The following is a 13,654-nucleotide window of genomic DNA, read 5'->3' as shown; positions in this document are numbered from 1 at the left end:
CCAGGTGCTCTTCTCGGGTCTGCCGGGAAACTACTTCTGGCCGGTGAACACCGGCTTGCGCTTCTCCTGGAAGGACTTGAAACCTTCGGCGTAGTCGGCGGTGTCGCACAGGGCTGCCTGCGCCCGGTTCTCGGTACGCATCGATTCCCACAGCCCCGCACGCTGGTCACGGATTTCCTTGACCAGCTGCTTGGAAGCGATGAATGCCTGAGTTGCACCCTGGGCTACCTTGGCAATGATTTCTTCGCTGCGCTCTGCCAGTTCCTCTGCTGGGAATGCCCGGGAGAAAAGCCCCGAACGCACCGCTTCAGCACCGGAGATCAGCTCCGCGGTGTAGATCATGTCCAGCGTGCGGTGTGCCCCGAGACGCTCGGTGAACAGCCAGTGCCCGCCCGAGTCCAAGGTGGCACCGAGGTTCGCGAACGGCGAGCCGATCTTGGCGTTTTCCGCGACGTAGACTACGTCGGTAGCGATCGCCAGCCCCAATCCCACGCCCAGGCAGGCCCCCTGCACCAGCGCGAAGGTTGGCGCAGGGAAGCTGGACATCTTTTCCAGCAGCGGCTGGACCTTGCCGTCAAGATAGCCGATCACGTCATCGTCCGCGGGATCTACCCCGGAGATGTCCCGACCTGCGCAGAATCCTCGTCCCTCGCCGGTCAGTACCAGCGCGCGCACGGTGCCCGCAGCCACTGCGGCGGCCGCTTTGTCATAGGCTTCCGAGAGCTGCGCCAAGGCAGCTTCATCCAGCGAGTTCATCTTCTGCGGAGCGTTGAGCACCACCCGCGCGATGGAATCTTCAATCGTCAGTTCGATCATGGATCCGTCCTGGCCTTTCTAGGCGTCGAAGTCGACGCTCAGCTTTTCGCTGGTTGGGTGCGACTGGCAGGTCAGTACGTAGCCGGCTTCGACTTCGTCGGGTTCCAGCGCGTAGTTCTCGGCCATGGTGACCGTACCGCAGGTGACCTTGGCACGGCAGGTGCCGCACACGCCGCCAGCGCAAGCGAACGGCACATCCGGACGCACGCGCAAGGCAGCGTTCAGCACGGTTTCGTTGGCCCGCACCGGCGACTTGACCTCGCCCTTCAGGCCGTCGAGGTTGAAGCTGATCTCGTAGCTTTCCTCATTCTCGTCCGCCACCACGGGACGGCCGATATGCCCTTGCGGCTTCGTCGGCTCGCCGGTGGTGAATAGCTCGAAACGGATCTTCTCGGCGGGAACTTCCAAGCTGGCCAGCTGGTCGCGGACCAACTGGACGAGCTCGAATGGGCCGCAGAGGAACCACTCGTCAACATTCGGTGCCTGGACCACGCTGGTCAGCAGCGTGGTGAGCTTCTCTGCGTCGATGCGGCCCGAAAGCAACGGGGAAATGCGCTGTTCGCGGCTGAGCACGTGGTGCAGTGCCAGCCGGGATGTGTAGCGGTCCTTCAGGTCCGCCAGTTCCTCCAGGAACATGACGTCCATGGCGGCCTTGTTCGCGTAGATCAGGTCGAAGCGGGTGTGGTCATTGGCTTCGAGGATCGTGCGGGCAATGGCCAGCACCGGGGTAATGCCCGAGCCGGCGGCGACGGCCACGAAACGGTCCTGCGCTTTAGTGTCGATGGTCGACGGGTTATTGATCTGGGTGAGCTTGTGCTTGGAAATGAAAGCGCCGGCAGGGCTCATCACATCGATCTGGTCCCCTGCGGCCAGGGACTCGTTGGCCCAGGTGGAGAACAGGCCGCCCAGGTCGCGCTTGATCGCCACCTTGATCTCGTCGCCCTTCGGGGCGGCGCAGATCGAGTACGAACGGCGCAGTTCGACCAGCTCGCCTTCGGCGTTGGGGATTTCCTTGCGCAACGCCACGTACTGGCCTGCGACGTAGTCGTATTCCTCGCTCAAGTCGCCAGGGATGGCGAAGCTGACTTCAATTGAGTCCTTGGTCAACCGGCGCACATTCGAGACGGTGAGCCGATGGAAGGATGCTCGGCGTCGGGTGGGAGTGGTTTGTTCGGTCATGAGAGCACCTTGAAGTAGTCGAAGGGTTCCAAGCAGTCTTTGCAGGTGTAGAGCGCCTTGCAGGAAGTCGAGGCGAAGCGGGCCAGCTCCCGGGTGTTCAGCGAGTGGCACCGCGGGCATTTCACGCTCATGCCCAGGGTGACGCGGCCTGCGTGGCCCTGGCCGGTCGGTGGGGCAATCCCGTACTCTTCGAGCTTGGCCTTGCCTTCCGCGGTCATCCAGTCCGTTGACCACGCCGGGCTCAGCACCAGCTTGACGTCAACCTTTTCATATCCGGCGTCTGCGAAGGCGGTGTACAGGTCGCCATTGATGGCATCCATCGCCGGGCAACCTGAATAGGTCGGGGTGATGACTACCTGCACGGTTCCGTCCTCAGCCATGTCCACCTCGCGCAGGATTCCCAGGTCCGCGATGGATAGCACCGGAATTTCCGGGTCGGTCACCTGGGAGGCGATAGCGAACAGGTCCTTGGCGCCAGCGATCGTCTTGCTCAAGACTGCTTCCCCCTTTTCGGGCAAAAATGTTGCGTAGTTACCAGCTGGCACCGGGATGCTTGCGAGCGAGAACTTGCATCTCTGCCAGCAGGTAGCCCAGGTGCTCCGAATGCTCGCCGCGGCGTCCGTAGGCCATGGCCTGTCCGGTAGCAGGAATCTCCAGTCCGGCGTCGGCCAATACCGCAGTGATTTCTTCATCCCATGCACCGCGCAGGGTGGAGGGCAGCACGGCGATATCCGCAAGGTCCTGGTGGACTTCCTCATCACGGAACATCTCATCGACGTACGGCCAGAGGATTTCCAGGGCATGGCGCATCTTGGACGCTGATTCCTCGGTCCCCAGGCCCAGGCGGATGGTCCACTGGATGGCGTGGTCGCGGTGGTAGTCGACTTCCTTGACTGCCTTGGCCGAGATGGCGGCCAAGGTTTCGTCCTTGGACTGCGCCAGCTGCTTGTAGAGCAGGTTCTGGAAGATCGAAACGATCAGCTGGCGGATGATGGTCACGCCGAAGTGGCCGTTGGGCTGTTCGACAATCCACAGCGAAGTGAATTCTTCTTCCTCGCGCCAGTAGGCCAATTCGTCTTCGGTCTTGTCCCAGGCCAGTCCGGCGTAGGTCAGGAACGAGCGGGCGTGGCCCAGGATATCCAGGGCGATATTGCCCAGGGCAACATCTTCTTCCAGTTCCGGAGCGCGGGAAATCCAGTGCGACATGCGCTGCGCCAGGATCAGGGCATCGTCGCCCAGGGTCAGCGCGTAGCGCGCAACCTCTTCGCTTGGCTTGACGCCGTCCACGGCGATGTCCTCCGGACGCAGGGCATTGCCCGGGGTGACGCGGGTGGCCGAGGCAAGCGCGTCGCCGAAGCTATCGAGCGCATCGTCGAGTTCTTCGTGCTTCACAGGTGCTTCACTCCCTCGCTGGCCTTGTAATAGGTCGCGTGGCGGTAGTCCTTGCCCTGCGGGGATTCGAAGAAGGAATCCTTTTCACCGGGGTCGGAGCTGATGATGTCCGAGGACTCTACGACCCATAGCGAGACGCCTTCATTGCGGCGGGTGTACAGATCGCGGGCGTTGCGCAGTGCCATCTGCTGATCCGGTGCATGCAGGGATCCGGCGTGGACGTGCGAGAGTCCTCGGGACGATCGGACGAATACTTCCCACAGGGGCCAATTGCTCTGTTGGCTCATGCTAGGCGACCTCACTTCGTGCTTGTTTTGCTGCGTATGCTGCGGCGGCTTCTCGGACCCAGGCACCTTCGCGGTGCGCTTCACGGCGGCGTTCCAGCCGCTGCGCGTTGGCCGGGCCATTGCCCTTGATCACTGCCATGAATTCATCCCAGTTCAAATCCTTGTGGATCCACTGCTTCTTTTCTTCATCGAAGTGCAGCTGGGGATCCGGCAGGGTCAGGCCAAGGACCTTGACCTGCTCGGCGATCATGCCAACGAAGCGCTGGCGCAGTTCGTCATTGGAGAAACGCTTGATCTTCCAGGCCATGGACTGCTGGGAGTTCGGCGACTGGTCATCTGGCGGACCGAACATCATCAGCGACGGTTCGTAGAAGCGGTTGATGGCGTCCTGGGCCATCTTCTTCTGCGCGTCGGTGCCGCGGGAGAGCGAGAGCAGGATTTCGAAGCCCTGGCGCTGGTGGAAGGATTCTTCCTTGCACACGCGCACCATCGCACGGCCGTAAGGGCCGTAGGAGGCGCGGCACAGCGGAACCTGGTTGGCGATGGCCGCACCATCGACCAGCCAGCCGATAGCACCCATATCCGCCCAGGTGCGTGCAGGGTAGTTGAAGATCGAGGAGTACTTGGCCTTGCCGGAGAGCAGCTGCTCGTTGTACTCGTCGCGGGTGGTGCCCAGGGTCTCGGCAGCCGAGTAGAGGTAGAGCCCGTGCCCGGCTTCATCCTGCACCTTGGCCATCAGAATGGACTTGCGCTTCAGCGACGGAGCGCGGGTGATCCAGTTGGCCTCAGGCTGCATGCCGATGATTTCGGAGTGCGCGTGCTGGGAGATCTGGCGGCTGAGGGTCTTGCGGTACTTCTCAGGCATCCAGTCGCGTGGCTCGACGCGGGAGTCCTGATCGATCAAGGCGTCGAAACGCGCTTGGGACTGCTCTTCTTCGTAGCTCGGGACGGCACTCAGTCCCGGCTCCTGCGGTGTGGTCGGGGCCATGGGTTCACCTCATCGAAAACAAATTACATACTGACCGTTCGTTCAGTATGTCAGAGTGCGTTCGATCACGTCAACACCAACCCCCTCCGGGCACAACAAAACCCCGGGAAAGAATTCCCGGGGTTTCCTTGAAGCTGGGGATTAGGCGTTAGCCAGCGCCTTTTCCGACTTCTTACCCTTGAATATCAGCGCATCAAGCGAGATGCGGCCTGGGCCAGTCAAGAGCAGTGCCAGCGCGCCGGCAGCCAGTGCCAGGACAAGCTCGAAGCCGCCATTTTCCACGAACACGCCACCTGAGGCATGAACCATGAACAGGGCGGCAATCATCTGCAGGCCCAGCAGGCCAGCGAAGACGCGGGTCAGCAGGCCAAGGATGATCGCGGCGCCGCCTGCGATCTCCAGGGTTGCCGCCACTGGAGCAATCAAGCCGGCAGCAGGAACGCCCATCTGGCCAAAGGCCGCAGTGGTGCCCTCGATGGTGAACTGGAAGTACTTCTGCCAGCCATGAGCCAGGAAGAGGAAGCCGAAGGCCAAGCGAAGCAGGGTACGCGCAGCGGTCTGCAGGGCCGGGTTGTTTTCCAGAGCGGACATATTTTAACTCCTAGTGATTGGGGCACGGGAAGATCCCGTGTGGCTACTGCTCCAACCCTACAAGGGAATAAGTTGAACCTTCAAGCATATGAAGGTTTTTGTCCCGTAAGCTTCGTCACGAAAAAACCGTGCTGCCCGCAACCAGTTTCACCTGGTCGTGGACAGCACGGTTTTCCGCTGGCTTGGCGGTACGGCTCAGAGAACCTTGGACAAGAAGTCCTGGGTACGCGCCTGCTGCGGGTTGCCGAACAGCTGTTCGGGCGCACCCTGCTCGCAGACAACACCATCAGCCATGAAGACCACGCGGTCAGCGACTTCGCGCGCAAAGCCCATCTCGTGGGTCACCAGAACCATGGTCATGCCGGTGTCGGCCAGCTCCTTGATAACCTGCAGCACTTCGCCGACCATCTCCGGGTCAAGAGCGCTGGTAGCCTCGTCGAAGAGCATGATGCCAGGGGCCATGGCAAGCGCGCGGGCGATGGCCACACGCTGCTTCTGGCCGCCAGAGAGCGAGGCCGGACGGGCGTTGGCCTTCTCGCGCAAGCCCACGCGTTCCAGCAGCTCAAGTGCGCGCTCCCGGCCTTCCGCCTTGCTCATCTTCTTGAGCTCGACCGGCGCCAGCATGATGTTCTCTGCCACGCTCATATGCGGGAACAGGTTGAAGTGCTGGAACACCATGCCTACATGGCGGCGCACCTCATTGATGTCCACCTTGGGGTCGGTGACATCAAAGCCATCGACAACCACCTTGCCCGAGGTAATGTCCTCAAGCTTGTTCAGGCAACGCAGCAAGGTGGACTTGCCGGACCCCGAAGGTCCGATCACGCACACCACTTCGCCTTCGCGGACATCCATGTCGATGCCCTTGAGGACATTGTTGGAGCCAAAGGACTTGTGCAAGTCCTTGACCTGGATCTTCACGTTGGAGCTTTGCTCGGTTACGGTGCTCACTTGTTGAACCTCCGATCGGCATAATTTGCCAATTTGGTCAGCGCCATAATGGCAATGAAGTAGATAATGCCCACGATCAGCAGCGTCTCAGTGACACGGAAGTTCGCCGCGTAGATCTGCTGGCCCTGGTAGAGCAGCTCGGTGAAGCCGATAGCCAGCAGCAACGAGGAGTCCTTCAGGCTGATGATCAACTGGTTGATCAGTGACGGGGTCATCATCTTGAAAGCCTGCGGGATCACGACCTTCTGCATCGACTTGCCATAGCCCAGGCCCAGCGAACGGGACGCTTCAAGCTGCCCTGGATCCACCGACTGGATACCGCCGCGAACGATTTCGGCGACATAGGCACCGGCGTTCAGCGACAGGGTCAGCACGCCTGCAGTCCAGACGCTGATCTCCCAGCCGGTCAGCTGCGGCAGGCCGAAGTAGAACATGAAGGCCCAGAGCAGCAACGGGGTGCCGCGGAAGATGTTCACGAAGGTCGTGGCGATGCCGCGCAGCACGATGTTCCCGGAGATCTTCATGAAGCCGAAGACCAGGCCCAATGCCATGGCAATGGCGAAGGAAATCGCGGTCACCAGCAGGGTGTGCCACAGACCGGTCATCAATGCGGGAATGGACTTGACCAGCAGGTCGAAGAAGTTGCTTGGCGCCGCTGCGGTCGGGTCGGCAAGGTAGGAGTCCAGGATCTGCTGGTACTCGCCGTTGGCCTTCAGCTCGGCCAAGCCGTCGTTGAACGCTGCCAGCAGCGCGGTGTTCTCGCCCTTGTTCACGGCGAAGCCATAGGAACCGCCCGGGACCTTGTCGGTGACGGTCTTCAGGCCATTGCCCTGGGCAATGCCGTAGGCCAGCACCGGGTAGTCATCGAAGACGGCAACGGCAGAACCGGCCTTGACCGATTCGTACATGGTGGCCGACTGGTCCAAGGACTTGACCTGGAAGCCGTATTCCTCGGCGATGGACTTTGCATAGCTTTCGCCCTCGGCGCCGGTCTTGGCGACAACGGTCTTGCCTTCCAAGTCCTCGTAGCTGGTGATCTCGTCATTGCCGGCAGCGACAGCCATCTGCACGCCGGACTCGAAGTACGGCTCGGAGAAGTCGTAGATCTCCTTGCGCTCGTCGGTAATCGACATGCCGGCGATCACGCCATCCACCTGGTTGGAGGAGAGGGCGGCCAAAGCGGCGTTGAAGCCCAGGGACCTGATCTCGACTTCAAAACCCTGGTCTTCGGCAATGGCGCGCAGAAGATCCATGTCGATACCGGTCAGCTCGCCGTTCTGGCGGAACTCGAAGGGCGCGAAAGTCGTATCCGTGCCGATGACGTAGGTCTGGCCCTCGACGCTTTCACTGCCTTGGGCCACGGCCGAGGGTGCCCCGACGACCAAGGCCATCAAACCGATGGCAGCCGCGGCTATCCATCGGGCCAGGCGCCCTGTGGGGGCAGCTGTTCTTTTCTTTTCCACTGATGTATCGCTTTCTCGTACTGAAGGGCGAATGGCCCAAGGTGCAGATGATACGTTCTGCCTGCAAGCCTAGGACTTATAAAGCCTAGCCGGTACCCCGCGACTCGCCTGCACTTGCATCGTTATCGGTTTGAAACCGCTGTTCTGTCCGCGCTGAGCATAGCTGCACCCGCATAGCACGGCAGTGGGATTGAATAGGGGTATGACTCCAGAATCGTTGACCGCCAATGCACCGCGTGCCGCAAAGCTGCCCACCACCCGCAGCTTCCACGGCGATGACTTCATCGACAACTACGAGTGGCTGCGGGAGAAAGCCAACCCGGATGTCATCGCGCATCTGACCGCAGAAAACGAGTACACCGACACCATTACCGCTAGCCAGCGGCCGCTGCGCGATGCCTTGTTCAGCGAGATCAAGGCACGCACCGTTGAAACCGACTTGTCGGTTCCAGTGCGCCGCCGCGGCTGGTGGTACTTCACCCGTTCGGCCGAAGGCAAGCCCTACACCATCCAGTGCCGCGTCAAGGCATCGGACACCGGGGACCTGGTTGCCGACTGGACTCCCCCGGTCATCGACGCGGAAACTGCATTGCCAGCCGAAGAGGTGCTGCTCGATGGCAACGCCTTAGCCGAAGGGCAGCCGTTCTTCTCGCTCGGCGGCATGGCGTTGAATGAAGCAGGCAACTTGCTTGCCTACTGTGTCGATAATGCGGGCGATGAGCGATTCACCCTTTTCATCAAGGACCTGGACACCGGCCTGCTGCTGAGCGACACCATTGAAGGAGTGTTCTACGGCCTGGCCTTCTCCCCCGATTCTTCAACGGTTTTCTACACGGTGGTTGACGAAACCTGGCGGCCGCACCAGATTCGCGCTCACCTGCTGGGGACCCTCCCAACGCAGGACAAGATCATTTTCGAGGAAAATGATCCTGGCATGTGGCTCGGCTTCGATCTGAGCCCGGACCGCAACACCCTGATGATCTCCAGCGGCAACTCCGAATACGCCGAAACCAGCATGCTGGATCTGGCCGATCCTTCGGCTGCCGTGACCTTGCTGGTGCCGCGCTCCTTGCGCCTGCTGCACGGAATCGACCTGATGCCGGGCGCGGGCCAGGCATTGATCACCCACGACCACCAGGCACCGAACAACATGGTGTCGCTGGCCTCCCTGGACCAGCTGGGCGAAAACGCCGACCCGGCGCACTGGCAGACCGTGGTGGCCCACGAGGACACGGTCAAGATCGAAGGCACCGCGCTGACCGGTTCGCACGTGGTGCTCTCGGTGCGCCGAGATACCTGCGAGCGCGTGCAGCTGATCGCCTTGGACGGATTGGGCACCAGAGCCCAGCAGCCAGCCATTGAACCGGATTTCGATGATGAGCTGTTCACTGCCTCGGCGACCTTTGCCGAGCTGGATGCTCCGTTGATCCGCATCGGCTACACCGCAGACTTCACCCCGGCCCGCGTATACGACCTGTGGCTCCAGGACCAGTCGCTGGTGCTGCGCAAGCAGACCCCGGTGAACCACTTCGATCCTGCCAAGTACCTGTCCACCCGCGAGTGGGCCACCGCGGCCGATGGCGCCAAGGTCCCCTTGACCATCATGCGCCGTGCCGACCTGGATACCTCGGTTCCCCAGCCGGTGCTGATCTACGGTTACGGTTCCTACGAGGCCTCCATGGATCCTGGTTTCGGCATCCCCCGCTTGAGCGTGCTCGATCGCGGCGTGGTCTTCGTCATTGCCCACGTGCGCGGCGGCGGCGAGCTGGGCCGCGACTGGTACCTGCAAGGCAAGAAGCTGCACAAGAAGAACACCTTCACCGACTTCATTGATTCCACCCAGTACCTGCTCGATTCCGGGTGGGCCGATCCGCAGCGCATCGCCGCCCTGGGCGGTTCGGCCGGCGGACTGCTGATGGGCGCCATCGCGAACATGGCTCCGCAGCTGTATACAGCGATCATCGCCCAGGTGCCGTTCGTCGATGCCTTGACCTCCATCCTGGATCCAGAGCTTCCGCTCTCGGCACTGGAATGGGAAGAATGGGGCAACCCGATCGAGAGCAAGGAGGTCTACGACTACATGAAGTCCTACACTCCCTACGAAAACGTCACAGCACAGGATTACCCGAAGATCGCTGCGGTCACCTCGCTCAATGACACCCGTGTACTGTATGTGGAGCCAGCTAAATGGGTGGCCAAGCTGCGGGAAGTCGGTACCGGACAGGCCCCGATTGTGCTGAAGACCGAAATGGATGGCGGCCACGGCGGCGCTTCGGGACGTTACGAGTCCTGGAAGGCCCGCGCGTGGGACTACGCCTTCGCCTTGGACGCCCTGGGATGCACCGACGAAATCTAAGCAGCAAAGGAACGGCGGCCATGCACCACATCAAGATCAGCGACTACCGCAATGACCCTGCGATTCGCCGCTTGCTGGTGCTGGCCGCCGAACCTGCCAACGAGCAGGCGCTTGAAGCGCTGCTCGATGAATGCGAAGGCCTTGAGGTGCTTGCCATCGCCACTGCCGCGGGCGATATTGCGGCACTGGCCGCCTACCGGCACAGCGGCAAATACGCGGTGTGCGTTGAATACTTGGCCGTTGAAACATCCCACCAGGGCCGGGGTCTGGGCTCGAGGCTGCTCGCTGAGCTGCGCGACTGCCACGAGAAGAACATTTGGGCCACCACTGCAGAGGATGCGGTGGGTTTTTACCGCTCGCTGGGTTGCGTTGTTTCGCAGTCTTCTGCCGACCCGCGCTGGCCGGATGCCCGGCGGTACCTGTGCACCTTGCCCTTCTACCCGCTGCTCACCGGCCAGCCAGATGAAGATCCGGAATACGAGGCCGTGGGTGGAGAGCTGACGCGCGGCCTCATTGAGATTGCCGAGCCATCGAAGCAATGGGCCAGTCACTTCCACCGCCTGCACCATCGAATCGCCAGTGCCCTGGGGGCCACCGCGTTGGCCATTGAACACACCGGCTCGACATCCGTCCCGGATCTGCCCGCCAAGCCGATCATCGACATCGTCTTGCTGGTCCCCGACGCGGATCAGGAAGCGTCCTACGTTCCGGCGCTGGAATCCAGCGGCATGCTTCTTTGGCACCGTGAACCTGGCTGGTATGGCCACCGCATGCTCAAGCCCGCTGCCGGTTCGCGGCTCCCCGAGGCCAATATCCATGTCTTCAGTGCAGGAAGCCCCGAGTATCTGCGACTCGTGATTTTCCGCGAGCATCTGAAACACCATGAAGCCGACCGTTTGGCATACGCCGCGGTAAAGCGGGAAGCCGCCCGCGCACTGGCTGCAAGCGGCGGCGAGAACGGCCTGGTCATGGACTACAACCGGATCAAGGAACCTTTCATCCTTGACGTCCATCAACGAATTTTCACTGCCTGAATCCGCTGCGCTTCATCGCTGAAACAGTACCGCCAATACGGTCGCATAACTTGACTTAGCTCACATAATGTTATTACCTAATGATCGTTCGGTAAATAATTCGGCGAAGGAAGACGATGAGCCAAACGCAGGTAGGAAATTCGGTCCCGCACGCCATTCTCCGCAATGACTACGCCACCCAGTGGATGGGCATCGAAGTCGTCGAGGTCTCCGACGGCCACGCAGTCATCACCATGGCGCTCCGGCAGGAAATGCTCAACGGTTTCGGCATTGGCCACGGCGGAATGATCTTCGCTCTGGCAGACACCGCGTTCGCGCTGAGCTGCAATCCGCAGGAAGGCTCCGACGAGACCATCACGGTCGCTTCCGGCGCCGACGTCAACTTCCTCAAGCCAGCCATTCCCGGACGAGTGCTGACTGCCACCGGCAACCGGGTCTCGCAGCAAGGCCGCAGCGGGATCTACGACATCAAGGTGACCCAGCCAGCGGTCGACGGTTCAATTGAAACCGTCGCAGAGTTCCGCGGACGATCGCGCACCGTCCCGAAACCGAAGAACCGCTAAGCACCCTGCCCACTCGACACGAAAGTTTTAGCATGTCCCAGAACACCGACCGCGACAGCCTTCCGAATCCGCTTGATCCGGAAGAAACCATGAGCCGTGAGCAGATCGAAGCGATCCAGCTGACCCGCTTGAAGGAAAGTCTGCACCATGCTTACAACAACGTTCCGTACTACAAGGCGAAGTACGATGCCGCTGGCGTGCACCCGGATGACCTGGAGGAACTGAGCGACCTCGCCAAGTTCCCCTTCACCGACAAGGAAGATCTGCGCAAGAACTACCCTTTCGGCATGTTCGCCGTTCCGCAGCATGAGGTCGCCCGCATCCATGCCTCCTCGGGTACCACTGGCCAGCCCACCGTGGTGGGCTACACCAAGAAGGACCTGGAGGACTGGGCCAAGCTCGGCGCCCGCTGCCTGCGCTTGGCCGGAGTCAAGCCAGGCTGGAAGGTCCACAACGCCTACGGCTACGGGCTGTTCACCGGCGGACTGGGCGCGCATGCCGCTGCCGAGTACCTCGGGGCCACTGTGATCCCCATGTCCGGTGGCCAGACCGACAAGCAGATTTCGCTCATCCAGGATTTCGAGCCTGATGCGATCCTGTGCACTCCGACCTACCTGTTGACCATTGGCGATGCCATGCAGCGCAAGGGCCTTGATCCGCGGTCCACCTCGCTGAAGGTGGCCGTCCTCGGTGCCGAGCCATGGACCGAAGAGATGCGCCACGAACTGGAAGAGATGTTCGGCATTACCGCCTGCGACATCTACGGCCTGTCCGAGGTCATGGGCCCCGGGGTGGCCGGCGAATCCGGCGACCGCAAGGATGGAAGCCATATCTGGGAAGATCATTTCCGCCCCGAAATCATCGATGCTTTCGATGAGACCAGGATTCTGCCCGATGGCGAGCACGGAGAATTGGTCTTCACCTCGCTGACCAAGCAGGCCCTGCCGATCATCCGCTACCGCACCCACGATTTGACCCGCCTGATGCCTGGCACCAGCCGCCCCGGACACCGTCGCATGGGACGCATCACTGGCCGCAGCGATGACATGATCATCTTGCGTGGCGTGAATTTGTTCCCAAGCCAGATCGAAGAATTGATCCTTAAGGTGCCGAGCTTGTCGCCGCACTTCCAGCTGATCCTGACTCGTCCGGATCGCATGGACCAGCTGGCAGTGAAGGTGGAGCGCCGCGGTGAAGCGTCCATGGCGGATGCAACCACCGGCGCCAAGGAACTGGCCAAGCTGATCAAGATCCACGTCGGCTCTTCCTGCGCCATTGACGTCGTCGAACCAGAATCGCTGGAACGCTCCATGGGCAAGCTCAAGCGCATCTACGACATGCGCAATAACTAGCCTCCGCCGGGACATGGGATAATCAACTAATCATGGAAACTACCGATACTGCCAACCGTCCGGCCAAGCGCGGCCGCCCTGGTTATGATCAAGAAACCGTTTTGCGCATTGCTGTCGAGGCATTCAACGAATACGGCTACGATGCAACCTCCATGGGCAAGCTCGCTGACCGCCTGGGTATCAGCAAATCCGCGATTTACCACCATGTCCCGTCGAAAGAGGACCTGCTGCGCCTGGCGTTGGATGAGGCGCTGATTCCCCTGGAGGCGGTGATCGCCGAGGTCCGCTCGCATGAGGGTACCGCGGATGAGCGTCTGGAATTCTTCCTGCGCGCAACCTTCAGGATCCTGCTGGCCAAGCGTTCCTACGTGACCTTGTTGTTGCGCCTGCGTGGCAACACTGATCTGGAGCGCCAGGCGCTGGAACGCCGCCGCGCAATGGACCGCCAGCTGGCAGAATTGGTGACTGCCGCGCAGTCGGATGGCAAGTTGCGTGCTGACTTGGAACCTCGGGCTACCGCCAGGCTGCTTTTCGGCTTGATCAACTCAGTGGTGGACTGGTACCGCACTGACGGGCCAATCGACGGACCCGAGTTGGAGGACCAGGCTGTTTCGCTGCTCTTCAACGGCCTGCATACCGCCGGCGCCTGATTCCAAGGCCAGGCTCCCCGTATCGGGGGGGG

14 protein-coding genes are annotated in these 13,654 nt (G+C 61.3%); 5 read left to right on the top strand and 9 right to left on the bottom strand.

Going from position 1 to position 13,654, the window contains the following annotated elements:
- Positions 1-30: 30 nt before the first annotated feature.
- The 9 genes from ACNPN0_RS02445 to ACNPN0_RS02405 form a co-directional block, all read right to left on the bottom strand.
- Positions 31-816 (bottom strand): enoyl-CoA hydratase-related protein, encoded by a 786-nt coding sequence (locus ACNPN0_RS02445; protein WP_434693091.1) that lies wholly within the window; start codon positions 814-816, stop codon positions 31-33.
- An 18-nt stretch (positions 817-834) separates the two neighbouring features.
- Positions 835-1,995: a 1,2-phenylacetyl-CoA epoxidase subunit PaaE gene (paaE, locus tag ACNPN0_RS02440; RefSeq protein ID WP_434693094.1), complete on the bottom strand. Its 1,161-nt coding sequence runs from the start codon at positions 1,993-1,995 to the stop codon at positions 835-837.
- Entirely contained in the window at positions 1,992-2,489 is a 498-nt protein-coding gene (paaD, locus tag ACNPN0_RS02435; RefSeq protein WP_332489069.1) for a 1,2-phenylacetyl-CoA epoxidase subunit PaaD, read from the bottom strand. Before paaD ends, paaE begins: the two co-directional genes overlap by 4 nt.
- A gap of 37 nt (positions 2,490-2,526) precedes the next feature.
- Positions 2,527-3,387 (bottom strand): 1,2-phenylacetyl-CoA epoxidase subunit PaaC, encoded by an 861-nt coding sequence (gene paaC / locus ACNPN0_RS02430; protein WP_434693097.1) that lies wholly within the window; start codon positions 3,385-3,387, stop codon positions 2,527-2,529.
- Positions 3,384-3,674, bottom strand: a complete 291-nt coding sequence (paaB, locus tag ACNPN0_RS02425; protein WP_434693098.1) for a 1,2-phenylacetyl-CoA epoxidase subunit PaaB — start codon at positions 3,672-3,674, stop codon at positions 3,384-3,386. The genes paaC and paaB overlap by 4 nt, the downstream gene beginning before the upstream one ends.
- 1 nt (position 3,675) lies before the next feature.
- Positions 3,676-4,662 carry a 1,2-phenylacetyl-CoA epoxidase subunit PaaA gene (gene paaA / locus ACNPN0_RS02420; protein WP_434693101.1) on the bottom strand — a complete coding sequence of 329 codons (987 nt, stop codon included), beginning with the start codon at positions 4,660-4,662 and terminating at the stop codon, positions 3,676-3,678.
- 141 nt (positions 4,663-4,803) lie between these two features.
- Positions 4,804-5,253, bottom strand: coding sequence for a DoxX family membrane protein (locus tag ACNPN0_RS02415; RefSeq protein ID WP_434693104.1), 450 nt, complete (start codon positions 5,251-5,253; stop codon positions 4,804-4,806).
- A gap of 195 nt (positions 5,254-5,448) precedes the next feature.
- Complete coding sequence (locus ACNPN0_RS02410; protein ID WP_105656927.1) at positions 5,449-6,204, bottom strand: amino acid ABC transporter ATP-binding protein; 756 nt, start codon at positions 6,202-6,204, stop codon at positions 5,449-5,451.
- Entirely contained in the window at positions 6,201-7,667 is a 1,467-nt protein-coding gene (locus ACNPN0_RS02405) for an amino acid ABC transporter substrate-binding protein/permease (RefSeq protein ID WP_434693107.1), read from the bottom strand. Before ACNPN0_RS02405 ends, ACNPN0_RS02410 begins: the two co-directional genes overlap by 4 nt.
- A 202-nt stretch (positions 7,668-7,869) precedes the next feature.
- On the opposite strand from ACNPN0_RS02405, the gene ACNPN0_RS02400 reads away from it, so the two are divergent.
- The 5 genes from ACNPN0_RS02400 (at position 7,870) to ACNPN0_RS02380 (ending at position 13,622) form a co-directional block, all read left to right on the top strand.
- Positions 7,870-10,023: a S9 family peptidase gene (locus tag ACNPN0_RS02400; RefSeq protein WP_434693109.1), complete on the top strand. Its 2,154-nt coding sequence runs from the start codon at positions 7,870-7,872 to the stop codon at positions 10,021-10,023.
- 20 nt (positions 10,024-10,043) lie between these two features.
- Positions 10,044-11,057 (top strand): GNAT family N-acetyltransferase, encoded by a 1,014-nt coding sequence (locus ACNPN0_RS02395; protein ID WP_434693112.1) that lies wholly within the window; start codon positions 10,044-10,046, stop codon positions 11,055-11,057.
- A gap of 116 nt (positions 11,058-11,173) precedes the next feature.
- Positions 11,174-11,620, top strand: a complete 447-nt coding sequence (locus ACNPN0_RS02390) for a hotdog fold thioesterase (protein ID WP_434693115.1) — start codon at positions 11,174-11,176, stop codon at positions 11,618-11,620.
- A 32-nt stretch (positions 11,621-11,652) separates the two neighbouring features.
- Positions 11,653-12,972, top strand: a complete 1,320-nt coding sequence (locus tag ACNPN0_RS02385) for an AMP-binding protein (RefSeq protein WP_434693118.1) — start codon at positions 11,653-11,655, stop codon at positions 12,970-12,972.
- A gap of 32 nt (positions 12,973-13,004) precedes the next feature.
- Positions 13,005-13,622: a TetR family transcriptional regulator gene (locus tag ACNPN0_RS02380; protein ID WP_434693120.1), complete on the top strand. Its 618-nt coding sequence runs from the start codon at positions 13,005-13,007 to the stop codon at positions 13,620-13,622.
- Positions 13,623-13,654: the final 32 nt, after the last annotated feature.

It is taken from the genome of Glutamicibacter sp. AGC84, from assembly GCF_053543575.1.
The sequence above is the reverse complement of the archived record's forward strand: the minus strand, read 5'-3'. Positions and strand labels throughout refer to the sequence as shown.